This window comes from Microvirga sp. RSM25, from assembly GCF_044784385.1.
In the GTDB taxonomy this organism is placed as follows: Bacteria; Pseudomonadota; Alphaproteobacteria; order Rhizobiales; family Beijerinckiaceae; genus Microvirga; species Microvirga tunisiensis.
The window spans coordinates 2,944,232-2,964,383 of the sequence record NZ_CP173039.1; the positions used below are offsets into that span (position 1 = coordinate 2,944,232).

A 20,152-nucleotide genomic window follows, 5' to 3' on the forward strand; every position below is an offset into this window, starting at 1 on the left:
TTCAGGCCGTCGCCGGCGCCATCTTTGGAGCGCGTTGCGTGAGCCGCATGGGCAATCCGCCCCGCGGCCTCAACGTGATCCGCTGCACGGGGGTGACCTCGTGCCCTTCCGCGAGATCGAGCCGCGTCGAGCGCGCGATGGTCGCCAGAACGATAACGGCCTCCTGCAGGGAGAAGCTCGCGCCGATGCAGACCCGGGGACCGGCCCCGAACGGCAGATAGGCGAAGCGGTCGATCCGGCTGCGGTTCTCAGGGAGGAAACGTTCGGGCCGGAAGAGATCCGGCTGGTCCCAGAGCTTCTTGTGTCGGTGAAGCACATAGGGCGCGATCACGACCATCGAGTCCGCCGGGATCTCCAGCTCTCCGATCCGGTCGTCCTGTATGGCGCTCCGGCTCATGTAAGGCGCCGGCGGATAGAGGCGGACTGCCTCGTCGACGACGGCGCGCGTGTAGACGAGCTTTTCCAGGTGGTGAGGCTGGATTGGCCCCTCCCCCAGCACCTCGTCCACCTCCCGCTCCACATGAGAGCGGGCTCTCTCGTCCTGAGACAGCAGGTAGAGCGACCAGGAGAGCGCATTGGCCGTGGTCTCGTGCCCCGCTCCGATGAACGTGACGATATTGGTCCGCACCTCGATATCGCTCAGGCCCTTGCCGGTCTCAGGATCCGCCGCCTCCAGCAGCAGGGTCAGCAGATCGCGAGGCGCCGGCTCGCCGCGCGTGAGAAGTTCTTTCCGCGCATCGATCAGCGCGTTGACCGTCTCCTCGAAGAACCGGATCGACGGCCTCGCACGCAGGCGTCCGATCCGAGGAACCCAGTCGGGAAATCCGAAGATGTCGAGCGGGTCGACCCGCCCCAGGCTGTTGAAGTAGCGGGTGATGGCGCGCCCGAGAGCGTCTGGATCCTTCGGCACGCCCTGGGTGAAGATCGTCCGTTCCAGCACGTCGAGGGTCACCCGGGTCATGTCGAGCGCGGCATCCACCACGCGTCCATCAGGACGTCGCTGCCAGCGCCGAATGAGGCGGTCGGCCGCCTCGACCATGGCCGGGAAGAAGCTGCCCACGTGGCGTGGGGTGAAGAGCGGCGCGATGGTGCGGCGCTGGAGCCGCCATTCGTCGCCCTCCGCCGTCACAAGTCCCCGCCCGAGGCCGGGCGCCAGGATCCGGATCTGCAGATCGTCCTTCCGGTAATTGGCGGCGTTGTCCACGAGGATGTGACGGATGACGGCTGGGTCGTTCACCACGGTCATGCGGCCCAAGGCCCCCTCGCCCGTGATGATGGACTCCTCGAAATGCGCCTCCATCCAGGTGTTCAGGGGGTTTTCGCGCACGGCCCTCAAGAACGCCACCATGCCGAGCGGCTCGGTACGGGGCTTGGGATGAGGCGGGTGGAACGGCGGAGCTTCCAGGGTGTCGCTCATGCGATTTTACAAGGCCTCCATGCGCGTTCGCAGTTGCGAGCGCCACCATTTGAGATAAGAACACGCAACTCCATCGAAAGAGGTCAGGATGTCGCCCTCAACCCGCATTGAAACAGATACCTTCGGCCCCATCGAAGTTGCAGCCGACAAGCTCTGGGGCGCCCAGACGCAGCGTTCGCTCCAGAACTTCCGCATCGGGACGGACCGGATGCCGCTTCCCCTGGTCCATGCGCTGGCGATCGTGAAGCAGGCCTCCGCTCTTGTGAACAAGGATCTTGGCAAGCTGGAGCCGCGCCTGGCCGATGCCATCGCGGCGGCGGCCGCCGATGTGGTGCAGGGCAAGTATGACGATGAGTTTCCGCTCGTGGTCTATCAGACGGGCTCGGGCACCCAGTCCAACATGAACATGAACGAGGTCCTCTCGAACCTCGCCATTGAGCGCCTTGGCGGCGAGCGCGGCAGCAAGAAGCCGGTTCACCCGAACGACCACGTGAACATGGGCCAGTCGTCGAACGACTCGTTCCCCACCGCCATGCACATCGCCGTGGCCCGCGAGGTCCATGACCGGCTGGTTCCGGCGCTCAAGCACCTGCACAAGGCGCTGAACGAGAAGGCGGAGGCCTACAGGGACATCGTGAAGATCGGCCGCACGCACCTGCAGGATGCGACCCCGGTGACGCTGGGCCAGGAATTCTCCGGCTATGCCGCCCAAGTACAGCTCGGCATCGCCCGCATCGAACAGACGCTTCCGGGCATCTATGCCCTGGCCCAGGGCGGCACCGCCGTCGGCACGGGCCTCAACGCCCATCCGGAATTCGCGGATCGCTTCGCCTCGAAGGTGGTGGAGCTGACGGCTCTCCCCTTCACCTCGGCCACCAACAAGTTCGAGGCTCTCGCGTCCAACGATGCCCTGGTTTACACGCACGGCGCGCTGGCAAGCCTCGCCGCCGGCCTATTCAAGATCGCCAACGACATCCGCCTGATGGGTTCGGGCCCCCGCTCGGGCATCGGCGAGATCTCGCTGCCCGAGAACGAGCCCGGCTCGTCCATCATGCCCGGCAAGGTCAACCCGACCCAGGCCGAGGCCATGACGATGCTGTGCTGCCAGGTGGCCGGAAACCAGACCACAGTGACCTTCGCCGGCAGCCAGGGCCATTTTGAGCTCAACGTGTTCAAGCCGGTGATCGTCAATGCGGTGCTGCAATCGATCCGTCTGCTCGCGGACGGCGCGATCAGCTTCACCGACAACTGCGTCGTCGGCATCGAGCCGAACCGGGAACGCCTCAACGAGCTGATGCAGCGCTCCCTGATGCTCGTGACCGCACTCGCCCCGTCCATCGGCTACGACAAGGCGGCAGCCATCGCCAAGTCGGCGCACAAGAACGGCACGACCCTCAAGGAAGAAGCCCTCAAGGCCGGTGTCGCCGAGGACCACTTCCACGCCGTCGTTCGTCCCGAGACGATGCTTCAGCCGGGCGAATAGGATAAAACAAGCGCCATGGCTGAGATCATCAATCTGCGCCAGGCGCGCAAGCAAAAGGCGCGGGCCGAGAAAGAGGCCCGCGCCAACGAGAACCGCGTCGCGTTCGGCCGCACGAAGGCCGAGAAGAACCTGAGCCAGGCCGAGCGGGATCTGGCGAAAAGCCGCCTCGACTCGCACAAGCGCGACGACGACGAGAAGCCGTGAATGGGCTTTGGCATCGTCAAGCGTTCCGTCTCCATCGCCGGTCACCGGACGAGCATCTCCCTCGAAGAGCCCTTCTGGGCGTCCCTGCGGGAGATTGCGGAACGCGACAAGATTTCCATCCAGGCCCTGATCGGGCGCATCGATGCGGAAAGAGGCGAACAGAACCTCTCCTCGGCGATCCGGGTCTTCGTGCTCACGGACCTGCGCCATCGCTTGAGCACGCCTCCATCGAACGGCACTTCCCCGCTTTAGGCGCCAGCCTGCAGAGTCGGGCACGACATCCAAAACGTCATCACCGGCCTTGTGCCGGTGATCCCGATGGCATGAAGCACGGCGTTATTCCGATCGGGATGGCCGGGACAAGCCCGACCATGACGGGGAGAGGATGCACGGGAACCAGCCGGTGTCATTCCTGGCCGGAGTGTAGCAGAGAGGAGGGAAATCCATCACCGCCGAGCATGGGAGTGGATTCCTTCCCAGCCTACGGCCGCCGGGGATGACAAGCGCGTGGATCAACCACGAGCCTGACCTCTAACATCAATCCCTACCGCGTCGGCGGGGCTCCATAGACCGAAGGCGGTGGGCCGATCTGGAGCGGCGGATTCAAGCGCGGCACGGAGGTCGGTGACGGGGTTGCCCCTTCCTCCGGCTGGTTCTGCTGCTCCAATTGCAGGCGTTCCGCCTCCCGACGGGCGCGCTCGGCTTCCGCTCGGGCCCTCGCCTGGCGGAGTGCCTCCTCTTCGGCGGACTTGGCTTTTTGCCGCTCCGCCTCTCGCTGCGCGTCGATCTGGCGCTGGCGCTCGGCAGCGGCGCGCTCGAATGCCTCGATCTTCTCAAGCTCGCGCTTGAGCACGATGGCGGCCAGCCCATTGCGGAACGGACCCGCATCGATCTGCCGGACGGGAGCCGCCAGGGAGCCCTGCCAGTTCAGGCCGACCGAAGGTGGCGCGCCGACCCATCCGGGCAGCGATGTCTTGGCGGTGAGCGCACCGCGTGCATCGAGCTGCAGAGTCTTCAGATCGTAGGTGATCGCGCCCTGCCAATTGGCCGATCCGCTTTCCGCCACGAAGGGCGAGAGACGCAGCACGCCGCCGACGAGCGCCGCCGAAGTCTTGACGGGCGCAGCGTTGAAGGGACCCCGTCCGAGCTCTATCCCGAGGAGCGTTTCCGCCTTGCCCTCGGCCAGGGGATCGTTTTCGGCGAGCGCGCGCTTGAGAGCCCTGTCGAACACGGATGGATCGGCCGTGGGAAGGCGAAGATTCGTGACCTGCCAGTCGCCGGCGCCGCCGAGATTGGCCACGAGCTCGGACAGGCTTGCGCCTGCCGCCCCGAACCGGAGCGGACCGGACAGAACAGCCTCGAACGGCGAGGATCCGGTGAGAGCCCACAAGGGGACCTTCTCCAGAGCTCCCTCGCCGACGATGGTCGCCGTTCCTGCCTGCCGGGTGATGGTGGTCGAGCCCGTGATCCGCCCGGAGCCGATGGTGGCATCGAGATTGCGGATGGAAATGCCGTCCGATTGCGCTCCGACGATGAAGGAGGCGCGGCTGGCCTGGAGGCCGCGGCCCAGCTCCAGCGTCCCGGCCCGGAAGGTCACCTGGCCGCCGGTGACGAGGCGTCCGCTTTGACCGAAGCGAGCCGTGGACCAGATGGCCGTGGCGCTCTGATCCCCCGGCACGTTGAGCGACAGAGCCGCCACGAGCCATGGCAGGGAGAGCCGCCCGAGGGATATCTCGCCGCCGATCTCAGAACGGGAGACCACAACAAGGCGCGCCTGCACATTGTCGTTCGAGACCTTGCCGTTGATGTCGAGCTGAGTTGCCCCCCGCTCCCGGCCCAGGGTCACCCGCCCGTTCACGGGCACCGGCGGAGCAACACCGGCACCATCGCCCAAGAGGAGCAGGAACGGCGTGAAGTCGGGCGTCGAGACTTCGACCTCGCCGCTGTCCACCACGTCGTCCGCCTCGCTCAGGGCGAAGGGCCGAGTGGTCGCCACTTTCACGCCGGCAATGTCGCCGGCGAGGGTGACGTTGAACAATCCGGATCCGACGCGGGTCCCGCGCAGATCGACCCTGGAAGGCCGGTTCAGCCCGGCCATGTTTGCCCGGTTGACCCAGCGCCCCGTATTGTCGGCGGACAACTCGATGGTGAGGCTCTCGGTCCGCCCATCGATCGACTCGACCTGGCCCTCAAACGGCCCTCCGGCCACACGCCCCTTCGCGGTCGTGCGCAGCCTCAGTTCGGTCGATCCGGGAGCCGGTGCAACGCGCTCCGACGTGACATCGAGATCGAGCGCGCCCTCACGCACGAAGTAGGGCACGAGCTTCGAGATCCCGCCGATCCACACGCTCCCCAGCAGGTCGACCAGGGGATTGGCGCGTTGAGCGGTGACCTTGCCGGTGATCTGCCCCGAACCGTCGGGAGCGATCCGGCCCCGTACATGGGCATTGGCACCGGCGAGATCGACGATGTCGAGCGTTTCGACCAGAAGCGCCGGTCCGTCGGACAGGATCCGGGCCGAGATCCGGCCGGTGGGAGGGCTCTTCCCGGCGCTGACCCCGCGCGCATCCAGGATAAAGCCGATATCGAGATTCTCGGTGGCCTGGAAGACGCTCGACACCTGCGGCAGATCATCGAGGTTCAGGCCCTGGACTGCGACCTGGGCCTCCAACTTGCCGCGCTCATTGGCCTCCGGCGCGGTGTAGCGGGCGTTCCCGGTCAGGACCGACTCGCCTGTCTTCAGCCGCAGGCGATTGAAGGACAGGACAGGGTTCGAGAAGGCGATTTCCGAGGAAGCCTCGACCGGGCGCCCATCGAGCACCCTGAGCAGAGGCGAATTGAGACCGATGCGGGCGAGATAGCGGGCCAGACGGTCGGATGCGTTGGAGGCGAGCGCCACCTTGCCGTTGATCCCGCCCCTGGTGGTCAGTCCGAGCTGCCCCTCGAGCGCAACCCGCGTCTCGCCCGGAGCATTGAATTCGATCCGGTCGAGCGTCGCCCGGCCCGTGTCGAGCGACAGGCGCAAAACGGCATTCGACAGATCCTCCTGGCCCAACCCGATGCTGTCGATCCTGAGATCGAGGTCGACCGGCACCCGGATCAGCGGGACAGACCATTGCTCCAGCCGGCTCTTAAAATCCTGTCCGTTTCCGGACAGGATGAAGCTGTCCGCATCGAGCCGGCGGCCTTCGAGCTTCAAGGAAATACGCGGCTCGTTGAGCCCGATCCGGCCCTCTCCGGTCATGCGCAGGCTCGCGCCGCCCTCCCCTGCCTCCACGCTGACCGGGTTGAGCTCGACAGCGCCCGGCACCGTCTTGAATTCGGTCTCGACCACGATGGGGATCGGGATTCCTGCGGCCGCAATCTGCGCGGGAGGGCCGAACAGGACCTTGGCCTTGCCGGTAACCTGCGGCGTCGTGGCGTCGCCGTTTCCTTCGCTTAAGCCCAGCCGGGCATCGAGATCGAAGCGAGGATAGATATCGCCCCCGCCCGAGAGCTTGACCTGGACGCTCTTGTCCTCGGCCAGTTCTCCCGTGACCAAGCGAAAGGGCACGCCGGAGGTCGTTCCCTCGACCCGCCAGGGACCGATCAGCTTCTGACCCTCGATCGAGACATTCTCGGCAAAGGCCTGGTTCGTTCGACCCGTGCTCGCACTCTGCGTGGTCACGAGGAGCTGGGCCACATTGAGGTTCTCGATGGCCCACTCGCGAGCGCGGCCGGTGCCCGACACCAGATCCGGGGGCAGGCGCCATTCGCCGTCGCCCGAAACCGGAATGCGGATATCGGCCCGGCCCACCCGCGTCTCCGTAAAGCGCACATCACCCCGGAGCAGCGGCGTCAGGGCCACCTCGGCCCGGACGTAATCGGCGGTTAGAACCGGTGAATCCGGCGTCTTGCCGCCGAGCCTCAGGCGATCGAGGATCACCCTCGGTGCGGGCAGAAGGCGGATGCTGATATCGCCCTCGGTCTGTGCCTCCGTGCCGGATGCGCGCGAGATCATCCGGTCGATCGTGTCGCGGTGGGCCTCCCAGTTGACGAAGGGAGGCGCCGCCACGGCAACGGCCAGGATCAGGATCACGATGGATGCGATGATCGTCAGGATATCGCGCAAGAGGCTGCCTTTTCTCCGTTACTCTGAGACGTCCTTACCCCATGACGCCGAGGACCGGGAGCTTTGTTCCATGTGTTCCACCGTCAAAGCGCAACGATCTTGCCTGGGTTCATGATGTTGTGGGGATCGATTGCCTGTTTCAAGACGCGCATGAGGTTGAGCGCCGCCGGTCCATGCTCCACTTCCAGGTACTTCATCTTCTTCTGGCCCACGCCGTGTTCGCCCGTGCAGGTACCCTCCATGGCGACCGCCCGCCGCACCAGCCGGTCCACGAAGGCTTCGCAGGCCTCGATTTCCGCAGGGTCATCCGTGTTCACAAGAGGCTGAACGTGAAAATTGCCGTCGCCCACATGGCCGACGATGGGAGCGATAAGGCCGCTTTCCAGGATGTCCTGCTTGGTGGCGTCAACGCATTCGGCAAGGCGGGAGATCGGCACGCACACATCGGTCGCCACCGATTGAGCACCGGGGCGCAGCCCCTTGGCCGCCCAATAGGCATCGTGCCGGGCCTGCCAGAGGCGTGAGCGCTCCTCGGGCTTCGTCGCCCACTCGAACGGCCCGCCGCTGAACTCGGCCGCAATCTCGCCGAAGCGCTCCGCCTGCTCCTGCACGCCGGCCTCGGATCCATGAAACTCCATCAGCAGCAGCGGGCTCTCCGGCAGGGACAGCTTGGAATGGAGGTTGACCGCCTTCACCTGGACTTCGTCGAGCAGTTCGATGCGCGCCACCGGGATGCCGGTCTGGATCGTCATGATCACCGCGTCGCAGGCCGCCTTCACGGTCGGGAACGGGCAGATTCCGCCGAAATCGCCTCCGGAATGCCGTGGAGCTTCAGGGTGATCTCAGTGACGATTCCCAGCGTTCCCTCCGAGCCGATGAGCAGGCGGGTCAGGTCGTAGCCCGCCGAGCTTTTCTTGGCGCGGCTCGCCGTCTTCACGATCTCGCCATTGGGCAGCACGGCGGTGAGCGCCAGCACCACGTCCTTCATGGTCCCGTAGCGGACCGCATTGGTGCCGGATGCGCGCGTCGCCGCCATGCCGCCGATCGAGGCGTCCGCCCCCGGATCGATGGGAAAGAACAGGCCCTTGTCCCGCAGGAACTCGTTCAGTTCCTTGCGGGTCACGCCAGCCTCGACCACGCAGTCCAGATCCTCGTCATGAACGGCGATGATGTGCTTCATCAGGCTCAGGTCGATGGAAACTCCGCCATAGGGAGCATTGATATGTCCTTCCAGAGACGTGCCAGTGCCATAGGGGATGATCGCAACCCCATGCGTGGCGCAGAGTTTCACGATCTCCGAAACCTCCTCCGTGGTCCGGGGATAGACCACGATGTCCGGCGGCTGGTTCTTCACCCAGGTCAGCGTATGCCCATGCTGCTCGCGCACGGCAGCCGAAGTCGCGACCCGATCGCCGAAACGCTGAGACAAGTCGGACGACAATGCGGCAATGGAAGCATCCGTCGCTTTCTGACGGACAGTTAGTTGAGGGGCATTCATGGAGGCTTCAGATCCGGTTGTGATGCTCAATTCACCCATAGCTACCAGAACCGTTGCAAAGGCAACACTCCGGATGAGAAAGATGCCGTACCCCTCATTCACAGGCCGCCTGAACGTGCTAACATTTGTCTCTTTCAGAGAAAGGGACGATCATCTGAGCGGCATCGAGAGACGAGCCTGACCATGGAAAAGCGGACGCCCGTCTTTTTCTTTGCGCCCTTCGTGTCCTCCACGATGCGGGTAGAACCCGCTTGGATCGACTATAACGGCCACATGAACATGGCCTATTACCACGTGCTCTTCGACCGGGCGGTGGAGGAAGGCTTCAGCCTGGTGGGCCTGGGCCACGATTATCTCGAAACGCGCAAGGCATCCTTCTTCGCGGCTGAGGTTCACACCGTCTACAAGCGCGAATTGAGGATGCAAGATCGGGTGCGCGTCACGCTCCAGCTTGTCGATTTCGACGAGAAGCGCATCCACTATTACCTGGAAATCCGCCATGCCGGTGAAGGCTGGGTTGCCGCATCGATGGAGGGCCTGTCCCTCCATGTGGACATGGAAACCCGGAAGGTAACCCCTTTCCCGGACGACATCGCCGCCAATCTCGCCGTGATGAAGGTCACCCATGCCCGCCTGACAAGGCCGCAATCCCTGGGCCGAGTGATCGGCATCCCACACAAGGCCGAGGTTCAGGACGCCTTATCGGCCTCGGGCACACGCCACTAACAAACTGCTCCACGCGCACAACCCGCGCGCGGTACTGGGGGAAGGTACCGAGGAGCAAAAAGACGGTCGCGCTCGACATTCTGCCGAATCCGGCTGCTTTCGCTCCGGATATCCTGCTCGACACCCAGAATCCGCTGATCCTGCCGGATCCGTCGGTTGATGTCGTCCGTGCTCCGCTCCGCAGGGCTGGTACGCGGCAGACGCGTCTGAGCCTCGGTCGGTACGGCCAGGGGCACGACAAGGCTTGAGACGATGGCAAGGGCCACCATGAAACGCATGGGACATTCCTCTTCGGGCCTGCCATACCCATATGGCTAGGGAAGCCTTATTCGACAATGAGATTGAAGCCCGGAAGTTCGAGCCTGCGGCAGGATCGACAGGACTTCGGGCTCGACGCCGTTCGCCTTTTGATCCATGGTCCCGCCGATGAATCATTCCGACAACCGACCCGATCCGCAGGATAGCCTTGCCCACGAGCCGGCGTCCGGCTCCTTAAGCGCCCGCGCCCGTGCGGCGGTTGCGCCGCAATCGCCCTATCTGAACGGTCTGAACCCGGAGCAGCGTGCTGCCGTCGAGGCCACCGAGGGCCCGGTTCTCGTACTGGCGGGCGCCGGCACCGGCAAGACCCGCGTGCTCACCACCCGGATCGCGCATCTGATCGCCACCGGCAAGGCCTACCCGTCCCAGATCCTTGCCGTGACCTTTACCAACAAGGCGGCGCGGGAGATGCGCGAGCGCATCACTTCTGTGATCGGTCCCGTGGCCGAGGGAATGCAATGGCTCGGCACCTTCCACTCCATCGGCACCAAGATCCTGCGCCGCCACGCGGAGTTGGTCGGTCTGCGTTCCGACTTCACCATCCTCGGAACCGACGATCAGCTTCGCCTGATGAAGCAGGTGATCGAAGCTGAGGGCATCGACGAGAAGCGTTGGCCTGCACGCCAGCTCGCCGCCCATATCGACGGCTGGAAGAACCGGGGTCTCGGACCCGATCAGGTTCCCGCCGGTGAAGCCGGCGCCTTTGCCAATGGCAAGGGTGGAAGGCTCTACCGCGCCTATCAGGAGCGGTTGAAGGTTCTCAACGCCGTCGATTTCGGCGACCTGCTGCTCGAATGCCTGCGCCTCTGGCGCGAGCATCCCGACATCCTGGAGCAGTACCAGAACCGTTTCCGCTACATGCTGGTGGACGAGTATCAGGACACCAACGTCGCCCAGTATCTCTGGCTCAGGCTCCTTGCCCAGGCGCGCAAGAACCTGTGCTGCGTCGGCGACGACGACCAGTCGATCTATGGCTGGCGCGGTGCAGAGGTCGACAACATCCTGCGCTTCGAGCACGACTTTCCTGGCGCTACCGTAATCCGCCTGGAGCGTAATTACCGCTCCACCGGCCATATTCTCTCCGCTGCATCCGGGCTCATCGCCAAGAACCAGGGCCGCCTCGGCAAGACCCTGCGCACGGAAGACGAGCCGGGTGAAAAGGTGACGATCACCGGCGCCTGGGATTCCGAGGACGAAGCGCGTCTCATCGGCGAGGAAATCGAGGCGCTGCATTCCAAAAAGCACTCGCTCTCCGAGATCGCGATCCTGGTGCGCATCTCCGCCCAGATGCGCGAGATCGAAGACCGGCTCGTGACGCTCGGCGTCCCCTATCGCGTCATCGGCGGCCCGCGCTTCTACGAGCGTGCGGAAATCCGCGACGCGCTGGCCTATCTTCGTGTCGTCAACCAGCCCGCGGACGATCTCGCCTTCGAGCGGATCGTGAATACGCCGAAGCGTGGCTTGGGCGATGCGACGATCCAGGTGCTGCACAACCACGCCCGCGCCGCCCGCGTTCCCCTGATGGAGGCTGCTCGCTTCATCGTCGAGACCGACGAGCTGAAGCCCAAGCCCCGCGCCACATTGCGCGATCTTCTGATCTCCTTCGGCCGCTGGTCGAAGCTCTCCGAGACGATGACGCAGTCCGAGGTCGCGCAGACGGTGCTGGAGGAATCCGGCTATACCGACATGTGGCAGAAGGACAAATCGGCGGATGCGGCAGGGCGCCTGGAAAATCTCAAGGAGCTCGTGCGCTCCATGGAGGAATTCCCGGACCTGCAGAGCTTCCTTGAGCACGTCTCCCTGGTCATGGAAGCTAACGAAAGCGACACCGCCGAGCGCGTAAGCCTGATGACGCTTCACGCGGCCAAAGGCCTGGAATTCGACACTGTCTTCCTGCCCGGCTGGGAGGAAGGCCTGTTCCCGAACCAGCGCGCGCTCGACGAGAGCGGCCGTGCAGGACTGGAAGAGGAACGTCGCCTCGCCCATGTGGGCCTCACCCGTGCCCGGCGTCGCGCCAAGATCTATTTCGCCTCCAACCGGCGCATTCACGGCTTGTGGAACTCGACCGTGCCGAGCCGCTTCGTCGACGATCTGCCGGAGACGAACGTGGAGATCGTGGAGGCTCCCGCGAACTTCTCCTACGGCGGCTACGGCGGCGGCTCGCGCTTCGATCGCACGCAGCCCTTCAGCGGCTCCTCCTACCAGACACCCGGCTGGCAGCGCGCTCAGGCCCACCGCGCCTCGACGGGGGATGGCGCCTATTCCACCCGCCGTTCCGGCGAAAGGCGCGGACCGATGCTGATCGAAGGAGAACTGGTGGCCAAATCCACCGGCGGCTCGGGCTTTGCTGTTGGCGGACGCGTTCTTCACACCAAGTTTGGCCCCGGTACCATCGAGGCCGTGGACGGCAACAAGCTCACCGTCGAGTTCGACAAGGCTGGGCGGAAGATGGTGCTGGACAGCTTTGTCGAGGCGTTGGGCTGATCAGGAAATGCCCGGCAAAGGCCGGGCATGACACTGAGCCAATCATTCAATCGAACAACTATTCCGCAGCCGCCGGCGGAACCGGTGCGGGCGGCGTGCCGTAGGTGCGGGGATCGACCGGGTTGAGCTGGCCTTCGTCTTCCGTGTAGGCCGGCGGACGATCTACATAGGTAAAGGTTCCCTTGCCGTCCGGCGCAGGTCCTCGCGCCCAGCGTCCCTGCTGGCTTTCCATTCCTTCGGAGTGGTTCAGGAATTGGTAGGCAACCTCGCTCTTCTCCAGGCTCTGCGGGAAATTCGACGGCACCGGCGTCTCTTCGAGCCCGTCTTCTTCCAGTTCGCGAATGGCGGCGAGCCACTGGTTCTGGTGCATGGTGTCGCGTGCGATGAGGAAGGACAGCATATCCCGCACGCCGGGATCGTTCGTCATGTTGTAAAGCCGGCTGACCTGAAGGCGCCCTTGGCTCTCCGCCGTCACGTTGAAGCGGAAATCAGCAAGGAGGTTGCCGCTTGCGATGGTGTAGGCCGACGTCCAGGGATTGCCCGCGCTGTCGTTCGGGCGGGAGCCGAGACCGGCAACGATATAGTGCTGAGGATTCATACCGGCGACGATGGCATCCTCGACCCGGGCTCCGCCCATGACGGCGCCGACCACCGAGTTCTTGGCCATATCCTCCTGCTGCTCGATAGGCGAGGTTTCGAGCAGGCGCGCGATCATGGTTGCGAGCATCTCGACATGGCCGATTTCCTCGGTGCCGATGTCCATGATCATGTCCTTGTATTTCTGCGGACCACGGCAGTTCCAACCCTGGAACAGGTAGGTCATCATCACGCTGATTTCGCCCCATTGGCCGCCGAGGGGCTCCTGAAGCATCTTGGCAAAGAGCGGATCGGGTTTCTCTGGCTTGGCATGGTACGCCATTTGCCGCTGACGAAAGAACATCGGCTGCTCCTGTTCGATGGGTTGAGTAGCGACCCTCGGCCCCTCGAGGGTCAGCCTTCCAACAAGAGCGATTCTCGGTTGTTCCCGAATTAGGCTGTCTTTCCTGTACTTTAGACTATTTCTGATCTAGGCGATTACCCTCTAGCCACCTGCGGACAACTGTGGAAGCATCCGCTTCAAACGAACAATTATCAGAGGCCCCGATGTTCCCGCTGTCCCACATGCTGAAATCCTTCATTCGTGCCGGCACTCTAAAGGTGATCGACGCGGAAGGCGGCGTGCACGTCTTCGGTGGCGAGAAGCCCGGTCCGCGCGTCACCATGCGACTTACGGACCGCTCGCTCTATCACAAGCTCTTTCTCAATCCGGAACTGCATGCGGGCGAAGCCTATATGGATGGGCGCATGAGCTTCGAGGATGGCTCCAACTTGAGAGACTTCCTCAATCTCTTCTCGATGAACCGCTCGACCCTGGCCAATTATCCGCTCCAGAACGTGCTCAAGCGCATCTCGCGGACCGTAAAGCGATTCCAGCAGGCGAATCCGGTCGGGAAGGCGCAGCAGAACGTGGCGCATCACTACGATCTCGGAAACGACTTCTACAAGCTCTTCCTCGACAAGGGGATGCAGTATTCCTGCGCCTACTTCATCAAGGACGACGACACGCTGGAAGAGGCACAACAGAACAAGCTGCGGCTCATCGCCTCGAAGCTTCAGCTCAAGCCCGGCCTGAAGATCCTCGATATCGGCAGCGGCTGGGGCGATCTCGCGCTCTACCTCGCCGCAATGGAGGACGTGGACGTCACGGGCGTCACGCTCTCCAAGGAACAGTACGAACTCTCGAACGAGAAGGCACGGCGAGCCGGCCTGTCCGATCGCGTCCGCTTCGAGCTGCTTGATTACCGTAAGGTCGAGAAGAAGTTCGACCGCATCGTATCAGTCGGAATGTTCGAGCATGTGGGCGTGCAGCATTACGGCGAGTTCTTTGCGAAGATCAATGCGCTGCTCGACGATGAAGGCCTCATGGTGCTGCACTCCATCGGCAAGATGAGTCCGCCCGGCACCGCGAGCCCATGGCTGCGCAAATACATCTTTCCCGGCGCCTATTCCCCTGCCCTGTCGGAGGTTTTCCCGGTTGTCGAGCAGAACCAATTGTGGGTGACCGATCTCGAATTCCTGCGTCTTCACTATGCCAAGACGCTCAACCATTGGCATCGGCGCTTCGAGGCCAACCGGGAGAAGATAGCTGCAATGTACGACGAGCGTTTCTGTCGGATGTTCGAGTTCTATCTCATCAGCGCCGAGACCATGTTCACGACCGGCAGCCAGCTCGTGTTCCATATGCAACTGGCGCGCAAGCGCGATGCAGCGCCCATCGTGCGCGATTACATCACGGATACTCAGCGCGTGTACAAGGCCAAGGAAGCCGAGCGCCTCAAAGTTCTCGAAGGAGCCAGAGAGCTGACGCCAGCCTGAGAGCGAGCGTCAGTTCCTCGAATTCCGGCTCAGGTCAGAGTCTCGTAATCCTTGTTCTTCAAGCCGTCATGCGAGTGGCGCGTCGGCAGCTTGCCTTTCGGTTGCTTCTTGAAATGCGATGAGGCCTTGGCGCCGACCGGTCCTTTCGAGATCGTGATGCCGCCGTCCACCGTGTAAAGCGCGCCCGTGACGAAGCTCGCCTCGTCGGAAGCCAGGAAGCAGAACACGTTCGCGACTTCCTCCGGCGTGCCGCGCCGGCCCATGGGAGTGGCCTGCGTGATCATGGTGGCGAGCTCAGCGTCCATCGGTCCCGTGGATTTGTGCGTCCAAGCGGTATCGATGGGGCCGGGGCACACGCAATTGGCACGCACGCCATAGGGAACCTGTTCCGCCGCCACACCACGTATGAAGGAATGAATGAAGGCCTTCGTGCCGCCATAGGGGGTATTTTTCGGGTGGCCGAGCATGCCGGCCTCCGATCCCGTGGCGATGATGTTGCCGTGCGTCTCCTGCAGATGGGGTAAGGCGAACTTGGTCATCAGGAAGACCGAGCGCACATTCGAGCGAAACGTCTCGTCGAATTTGTCGATGGGATAATCCTGCGTCTCGGCAACGGCCAGGAAGACGCCTGCATTGTTGATGAGAATGTCGATGCGGCCATAAGCACTCACGCAGGCTTCGACGGCTGCCTGGGCATGGCGCTCGTCGGCGATGTCGCCGAGGTAGATCTCCGCGAAGCCACCGGCTCCGTTGATCGTGCGAGCGACATCCTCCACCGGATCGTCCGGCAAGCCGACAAGGAGAAGGCGCGCACCCTCCTGGGCAAACTTGAGCGCGATCGCTTCACCGATACCGGTACCGGCACCCGTCACGATGGTCACCTTATCGAAAAGACGTCCGGGCATTGGGATCTCCTGGGAGAGACAAATCGCAGCCGTCGGTCCGCTGACCGCGGCCGACATCAGGTGAGGGCACAACGGGACGCCACCCTGACGGTTCCAGGGAAAGCCGATCTCACGGACAGGTGACCTCCGGCCCGAGGGGTGGTAAGGCGAGGTCATGCTCGAAGGTCTGCACCCCAATCGCCCCACCCACGTCTTCCGCATCACCACGGACGAGCGCTCCGCACGCGTCATGACCGACATGATCGGCGAGATCTTCGATCCGGCCGAGACGGCCGTTGCCTCCTTCGAGACGGAGGATGGCGGGCCTTGGATGCTGGAGGCCTATTTCGCGCATCAGCCCGACGAGGCAGCAATCCGTGACTTGTTGCGTCCCCTCGTCGGGGCAGAGGCGGACAAGGGCGTTTTCCTTCCTCTCGAACAGAAGGATTGGGTGAAGGCTTCGCTGGAGGGTCTCAAGCCTGTCCGTGCGGGCCGCATATTCGTCCATGGCTCGCATGATCGTCACGAGCGCCGCCCCAGCGACATCGCCATAGAGATCGAGGCGGGCCTGGCTTTCGGCACGGGCCATCACGGCACGACCAAAGGCTGCCTGCTCGCTTTTGTGGATGAGTTGAAGATGCGCACGCCCCGCCATGTGCTTGATGTCGGCACCGGCACGGGCATTCTGGGTTTTGCCGCCGCGAAGATTCTGAAACGGCCCGTGGTGGCTGGCGACATCGATCCCGAAGCGGTGCGCGTGGCGCGCGAGAATGCGCGGCTGAACGGGATCGGGGCCTTCATGAAGCTCTACGTAGGCCCCGGCATCCGCCATGCGGAGGCTGACCGTGCGGGCCATTTCGATCTGGTCTTTGCCAATATCCTGGCAAAGCCCCTGCGGATGCTGGCGCCCTCGCTGGCGCATGTGGCGAGCCGGGACGGGACGATCATTCTGTCGGGCCTGCTGGCTCGAGACGTTCCCGGAGTCCTGTCGGCCTATGCCCATCAGGGCTGGTATCTGCAGCGCCGCTACGATCTCGACGGCTGGGCGGCGCTGGTGCTGAAGCGGGGCAACGCTCGTCCGCTGCCCCGCCAGTAATTCCCATTACTCGGACAGAACACCCGGATAGCGCTTGGCGAGCTCGCTGCGCAGCTTGAGGCTTTCAGCCCAGACGTCGCGGATGGCCTTCATGGCGGTGATGATGATCATGGTGTTGTCTCGCTTTGAAATGGAACGGTTAAATCTTGACGGGCAGAAGCTCGGACTGGCCGAGGAAGAGCGATGAATGGTCCTGTCTGCGGCTCAGGTCGCTCACGAAAGCCTCGTGGCGGCGCAACTCCCGTGCAGCCCTCCTGGCGCGGCTTTCCACGAGCGCGCTCATGAAGTGTGTGGCCACCTGCGAGAGCTTCGAAGGGGCTTGTACGTGACCGACGAGGGAGGAAGATAAAACGGCTGTGATCATGGGCTCATCTCCAACAGGTTGGTGCTGAGACCCTTCAGCGTTCCTCTGTTTTCGTTGTCAGGAAGATAAGCTCGGTCCGACTTTAGTTGAAGTCACAAGATCACATGCTCGTCATGCGCCCAGTGCAGGGCATCGCCATAAATGATTAATCTCCAGGCGCTCGGTGCATATTTCATGGGCCTGTTGCTGCAGTCTCTGGCACCGTCCGTGTGGGATCTTGACTGCCTCCATTTCCATTGGATCAACCCGAAAAGTGGTTTTCCCTTTTGGGTCCGATGCTCTAGCGTGTCGCCCTCTTCATTTCCGACCTTCGGTGCTGATTTCCATGGCTCAGTTCCAGTTCTTCGACGATACGACCTCGCCTGCTCAAGGCCCGCACCACATCGCCAAACTGCGCACCGAGATGGCCAGACGCGGCTTCGACGGTTTCATCGTCCCACGCGCCGACGAGCATCAGGGAGAGTACGTCCCGAAGAGCGCTGAGCGCCTGGCTTGGCTCACCGGCTTCACGGGTTCCGCAGGCACGGCCGTAATCCTCCAGAACGAGGCTGCTCTCGTGGTTGACGGACGCTACACGGTCCAGGCAGCCGAGCAGGTGGACACGTCGGTCATTACCCCGGTCCAACTCACCGCCTCCACGCCCGAGGACTGGATTGCCGAGCGTCTCCCGGCGGGTGGCGTGCTCGCCTATGACCCGTGGCTCCACACGGGCGATGGCCTGAAACGGCTGGAGCAGGCCGTGAGCCGCGCCGGCGGGAAGCTTGCCCCGGTCGACATCAATCTGGTCGACGTGATCTGGATCGACCGCCCGGCCCCGCCGCAGGCTCCCGTAAGACCGCACCCGCTCGACTATGCGGGCGAGGCCGCGCCTGCCAAGCTGGAGCGCATCCGCAAGAAGATGGCTGAGGCGAAGCTCGATGCGCTGGTCATCTCCGATCCGCACAATCTTGCCTGGGCCTTCAACCTGCGCGGCGGCGATGTGGGGCACACGCCCCTGCCTCTCGGCTATGCCATCCTTCCCAAGGAAGGCCGCGCCAGCCTCTTCTTCGACCCGGCGAAAGTGACGAACGAGGCCGGCGCGGCGGTGGGCGATCTCGCGGATTTCGCATCGATCAGCACCTTCCAGGGCGCTCTCGATGCACTGGGCCAAACAGGGGGCAAGATCCGCATCGATTCCGCGACCGGCGCTGTCGCTCTGATCCGGCGCATCGAGGCGGCCGGCGGCACGGTCGACGTCGGAGCCGATCCGATCGCTCTCATGAAGGCGGTCAAGAACGAGGCCGAGATTGCGGGCTCCCATGCCGCCCATCTGCGCGACGGCGTGGCGGTCGCGCGCTTCCTGGCCTGGCTCGACCGCGAGGCGCCTTCGGGCAGGCTCACCGAGATCGATGCGGTCGAGGCGCTGGAGGCCTTCCGCACCGAGACGGGCGCTTTGAAGAACGTCTCCTTCCCGAGCATATCCGGCGCAGGTCCCAATGCCGCTCTGCCCCATTACCGGGTCACGAGTTCGAGCAACCGGGCGCTCGAGTTGAATCAGATCTTCCTGATCGATTCCGGCGCGCAATACGAGGACGGCACGACGGATATCACCCGCACGATCATCGTGGGGGAGCCGACGGCTGAGATGAAGGATCGCTTCACCCGGGTGCTCAAAGGCCATATCGCCATCGCGCAGGCCGTGTTTCCGAAGGGCACGACGGGCGCGCAGATCGATTCCTTCGCCCGCAAGCCGCTCTGGGAGGCGGGCCTCGATTTCGATCACGGCACGGGCCACGGCATCGGCAGCTATCTCTCGGTGCACGAAGGTCCGCAGCGCATCGCCAAGACCGGGCATACGCCGCTGGAAGTGGGCATGATGCTGTCCAACGAGCCGGGCTACTACAAGCCGGGCGCCTACGGCATCCGCATCGAGAACCTGATCCTCGTGGAGCCACGCACGATTCCCGGCGGCGACCGCGAGATGATGGGCTTCGAGACGCTGACCTTCACGCCCATCGACTTGCGCCTGGTCGAGCCCGCGATCATGACGGCCGACGAGATCGCATGGCTCAACGCCTATCACGCTGCGGTGCGCGAGAAGATCGGGCCGCAGCTCGATGCCGAGACGCGGGCATGGCTGGAGAACGCCACGCAGGCGATTGGTTAAAGCAAGTTCCGCAGCAGCACGACGGAGATCACGCCGACCGCCACGGTCCCGAGCAGCGGGAGCCTGAATGCGGCAACCGCCGTGATCGCTGCGGCAATGGCTTCCGCCCATCCGGTCGTGAGCGCCGTCGGGGCGATCACGGCGACCAGCACCGCCGGCGGGATCGCGTCGAAGGCGGCCTTGGCGCGCCCCGTGAGCACGAGGCGGTCGGCGACGAAAAGACCCGCGATGCGGGTGACGTAGGTCACGAGTGCCATGGCCACGATGGCCAGCAGGGTCGTCGTGTCGAGGCTCATGAGCGCGCCTCCTCGGGAGCCGCCAGATAGGCGGCAGCGATGCCGGCGAGCGCACCCGAAGCCACATGCCAGGGCGCGCCGATGAAGTGATGCACGAGAGCCGCGACGCCGGCGCTGACCGCAACCGTCACCAGGGTCACGCGGCTGCGTCCGAACCCGGCGACAAGGCCGATGAACAGGGCCGTGAAGGCGAAGTCCGCGCCGATCCGTTCCGGATCGCCGAGGAACGAGCCGAGGATCGCTCCGAGACCTGAAAAGAAGGTCCAGTTCGCCCACAGCACGATGCCCATGGCGGCCCAATATGCGCCTGTCACCGGCCGCTCCATCGCGCGGCGCTCGGACAGCGCCCAGGCCTCGTCGGTCAGGAAGAAGAAGCTGAGGAACTTCTGGACCCGCGAGATGCGCACCTTGGGCGCCAGCGAGGCTCCCATCAGCACGTGCCGTGCATTGATCAGCAGCGTCGCGAAAGCGAGCGTCAGGATGGGCGCGGGATGGATCCATGTCTCGATGGCGGCGAACTGCGCCCCGCCCGCGAACACGAGAGCCGACATCACCGTGACTTCCAGCGGCGACAGCCCCTTGGCGGCCGCCACCGCGCCGAAGAGGAGGCTGATGGGGATGGCCGCTACCACGATAGGTGCAATGTCGCGCAGGCCGGCTTTGATTTCTCGGCGATAATTCACGGTGAAGGGATTTGCTTGATCCATGGC

General features: G+C 63.9%; 16 protein-coding genes and 1 pseudogene. 8 read left to right on the forward strand and 9 right to left on the reverse strand.

Annotated elements, in window-relative coordinates; translation table 11 throughout:
* Window position 1: 1 nt before the first annotated feature.
* Window positions 2-1,417, reverse strand: a complete 1,416-nt coding sequence (locus ACD578_RS13995; protein ID WP_404285862.1) for a cytochrome P450 — start codon at window positions 1,415-1,417, stop codon at window positions 2-4.
* Window positions 1,418-1,505: 88 nt separating this feature from the next.
* Between ACD578_RS13995 and fumC the strand changes: the two genes are divergently transcribed.
* Genes fumC through ACD578_RS14010 form a run of 3 tightly spaced genes read left to right on the forward strand, consistent with a single transcriptional unit; the run spans window position 1,506 to window position 3,356 of the window.
* Window positions 1,506-2,900 carry a class II fumarate hydratase gene (fumC, locus tag ACD578_RS14000; RefSeq protein WP_404285864.1) on the forward strand — a complete coding sequence of 465 codons (1,395 nt, stop codon included), beginning with the start codon at window positions 1,506-1,508 and terminating at the stop codon, window positions 2,898-2,900.
* A gap of 15 nt (window positions 2,901-2,915) precedes the next feature.
* The gene (locus ACD578_RS14005; RefSeq protein WP_404285866.1) at window positions 2,916-3,104 is read left to right on the forward strand and encodes a DUF4169 family protein; all 189 of its coding nucleotides are present in this window, start codon (window positions 2,916-2,918) and stop codon (window positions 3,102-3,104) included.
* Window positions 3,105-3,356: a ribbon-helix-helix domain-containing protein gene (locus tag ACD578_RS14010; protein WP_404285868.1), complete on the forward strand. Its 252-nt coding sequence runs from the start codon at window positions 3,105-3,107 to the stop codon at window positions 3,354-3,356.
* 292 nt (window positions 3,357-3,648) lie between these two features.
* On the opposite strand, the gene ACD578_RS14015 is transcribed toward ACD578_RS14010, so the two are convergent.
* Window positions 3,649-7,215, reverse strand: a complete 3,567-nt coding sequence (locus ACD578_RS14015; protein WP_404285870.1) for an AsmA family protein — start codon at window positions 7,213-7,215, stop codon at window positions 3,649-3,651.
* A gap of 83 nt (window positions 7,216-7,298) precedes the next feature.
* Window positions 7,299-8,713, reverse strand: a pseudogene (locus ACD578_RS14020) (FAD-binding oxidoreductase).
* Between the two features lie 183 nt (window positions 8,714-8,896).
* Between ACD578_RS14020 and ACD578_RS14025 the strand changes: the two are divergent.
* Window positions 8,897-9,439 carry an acyl-CoA thioesterase gene (locus tag ACD578_RS14025; protein ID WP_404285872.1) on the forward strand — a complete coding sequence of 181 codons (543 nt, stop codon included), beginning with the start codon at window positions 8,897-8,899 and terminating at the stop codon, window positions 9,437-9,439.
* On the opposite strand, the gene ACD578_RS14030 is transcribed toward ACD578_RS14025, so the two are convergent.
* Window positions 9,436-9,717, reverse strand: coding sequence for a hypothetical protein (locus ACD578_RS14030; RefSeq protein WP_404285874.1), 282 nt, complete (start codon window positions 9,715-9,717; stop codon window positions 9,436-9,438). The two genes, ACD578_RS14025 and ACD578_RS14030, sit on opposite strands and share 4 nt — an antisense overlap.
* 148 nt (window positions 9,718-9,865) lie before the next feature.
* Here ACD578_RS14030 and ACD578_RS14035 point away from each other — a divergent pair, with 148 nt between their 5' ends.
* The gene (locus ACD578_RS14035) at window positions 9,866-12,241 is read left to right on the forward strand and encodes an ATP-dependent helicase (protein ID WP_404285876.1); all 2,376 of its coding nucleotides are present in this window, start codon (window positions 9,866-9,868) and stop codon (window positions 12,239-12,241) included.
* Window positions 12,242-12,299: 58 nt separating this feature from the next.
* On the opposite strand, the gene ACD578_RS14040 is transcribed toward ACD578_RS14035, so the two are convergent.
* On the reverse strand, window positions 12,300-13,181 hold the full coding sequence (locus ACD578_RS14040; protein ID WP_404285878.1) for a manganese catalase family protein: 882 nt from the start codon (window positions 13,179-13,181) through the stop codon (window positions 12,300-12,302).
* A 203-nt stretch (window positions 13,182-13,384) separates the two neighbouring features.
* Between ACD578_RS14040 and ACD578_RS14045 the strand changes: the two genes are divergently transcribed.
* Complete coding sequence (locus tag ACD578_RS14045; RefSeq protein WP_404285880.1) at window positions 13,385-14,656, forward strand: class I SAM-dependent methyltransferase; 1,272 nt, start codon at window positions 13,385-13,387, stop codon at window positions 14,654-14,656.
* 29 nt (window positions 14,657-14,685) lie between these two features.
* Here ACD578_RS14045 and ACD578_RS14050 read toward each other — a convergent pair whose 3' ends face one another.
* Window positions 14,686-15,561 (reverse strand): SDR family NAD(P)-dependent oxidoreductase, encoded by an 876-nt coding sequence (locus tag ACD578_RS14050; protein WP_404285882.1) that lies wholly within the window; start codon window positions 15,559-15,561, stop codon window positions 14,686-14,688.
* 154 nt (window positions 15,562-15,715) lie between these two features.
* On the opposite strand from ACD578_RS14050, the gene ACD578_RS14055 reads away from it, so the two are divergent.
* Window positions 15,716-16,636, forward strand: coding sequence for a 50S ribosomal protein L11 methyltransferase (locus tag ACD578_RS14055; RefSeq protein WP_404285884.1), 921 nt, complete (start codon window positions 15,716-15,718; stop codon window positions 16,634-16,636).
* Window positions 16,637-16,775: 139 nt separating this feature from the next.
* Here ACD578_RS14055 and ACD578_RS14060 read toward each other — a convergent pair whose 3' ends face one another.
* On the reverse strand, window positions 16,776-17,000 hold the full coding sequence (locus ACD578_RS14060) for a hypothetical protein (protein WP_404285886.1): 225 nt from the start codon (window positions 16,998-17,000) through the stop codon (window positions 16,776-16,778).
* Window positions 17,001-17,325: 325 nt separating this feature from the next.
* Between ACD578_RS14060 and ACD578_RS14065 the strand changes: the two genes are divergently transcribed.
* Window positions 17,326-19,146, forward strand: coding sequence for an aminopeptidase P family protein (locus ACD578_RS14065; RefSeq protein WP_404285888.1), 1,821 nt, complete (start codon window positions 17,326-17,328; stop codon window positions 19,144-19,146).
* Here the strand turns inward: ACD578_RS14065 and ACD578_RS14070 are convergent.
* Both ACD578_RS14070 and ACD578_RS14075 read right to left on the reverse strand, forming a co-directional pair.
* Window positions 19,143-19,442, reverse strand: a complete 300-nt coding sequence (locus ACD578_RS14070) for an AzlD family protein (protein WP_404285890.1) — start codon at window positions 19,440-19,442, stop codon at window positions 19,143-19,145. The genes ACD578_RS14065 and ACD578_RS14070 overlap by 4 nt on opposite strands.
* Window positions 19,439-20,149 (reverse strand): AzlC family ABC transporter permease, encoded by a 711-nt coding sequence (locus tag ACD578_RS14075; protein WP_404285892.1) that lies wholly within the window; start codon window positions 20,147-20,149, stop codon window positions 19,439-19,441. Before ACD578_RS14075 ends, ACD578_RS14070 begins: the two co-directional genes overlap by 4 nt.
* Between the last annotated feature and the right edge of the window lie 3 nt (window positions 20,150-20,152).

Coding starts and splice junctions, on each gene's coding strand:
- ACD578_RS14055 (WP_404285884.1), top strand. CDS start 15,716: ATGCTCGAAGGTCTGCACCCCAATCGCCCCACCCACGTCTTCCGCATC.
- ACD578_RS14040 (WP_404285878.1), bottom strand. CDS start 13,181: ATGTTCTTTCGTCAGCGGCAAATGGCGTACCATGCCAAGCCAGAGAAA.
- ACD578_RS14070 (WP_404285890.1), bottom strand. CDS start 19,442: ATGAGCCTCGACACGACGACCCTGCTGGCCATCGTGGCCATGGCACTC.
- ACD578_RS14060 (WP_404285886.1), bottom strand. CDS start 17,000: ATGATCACAGCCGTTTTATCTTCCTCCCTCGTCGGTCACGTACAAGCC.
- ACD578_RS14045 (WP_404285880.1), top strand. CDS start 13,385: ATGTTCCCGCTGTCCCACATGCTGAAATCCTTCATTCGTGCCGGCACT.
- fumC (WP_404285864.1), top strand. CDS start 1,506: ATGTCGCCCTCAACCCGCATTGAAACAGATACCTTCGGCCCCATCGAA.
- ACD578_RS14050 (WP_404285882.1), bottom strand. CDS start 15,561: ATGCCCGGACGTCTTTTCGATAAGGTGACCATCGTGACGGGTGCCGGT.
- ACD578_RS14025 (WP_404285872.1), top strand. CDS start 8,897: ATGGAAAAGCGGACGCCCGTCTTTTTCTTTGCGCCCTTCGTGTCCTCC.
- ACD578_RS14075 (WP_404285892.1), bottom strand. CDS start 20,149: ATGGATCAAGCAAATCCCTTCACCGTGAATTATCGCCGAGAAATCAAA.
- ACD578_RS14035 (WP_404285876.1), top strand. CDS start 9,866: ATGAATCATTCCGACAACCGACCCGATCCGCAGGATAGCCTTGCCCAC.
- ACD578_RS14005 (WP_404285866.1), top strand. CDS start 2,916: ATGGCTGAGATCATCAATCTGCGCCAGGCGCGCAAGCAAAAGGCGCGG.
- ACD578_RS13995 (WP_404285862.1), bottom strand. CDS start 1,417: ATGAGCGACACCCTGGAAGCTCCGCCGTTCCACCCGCCTCATCCCAAG.
- ACD578_RS14065 (WP_404285888.1), top strand. CDS start 17,326: ATGGCTCAGTTCCAGTTCTTCGACGATACGACCTCGCCTGCTCAAGGC.
- ACD578_RS14010 (WP_404285868.1), top strand. CDS start 3,105: ATGGGCTTTGGCATCGTCAAGCGTTCCGTCTCCATCGCCGGTCACCGG.
- ACD578_RS14030 (WP_404285874.1), bottom strand. CDS start 9,717: ATGCGTTTCATGGTGGCCCTTGCCATCGTCTCAAGCCTTGTCGTGCCC.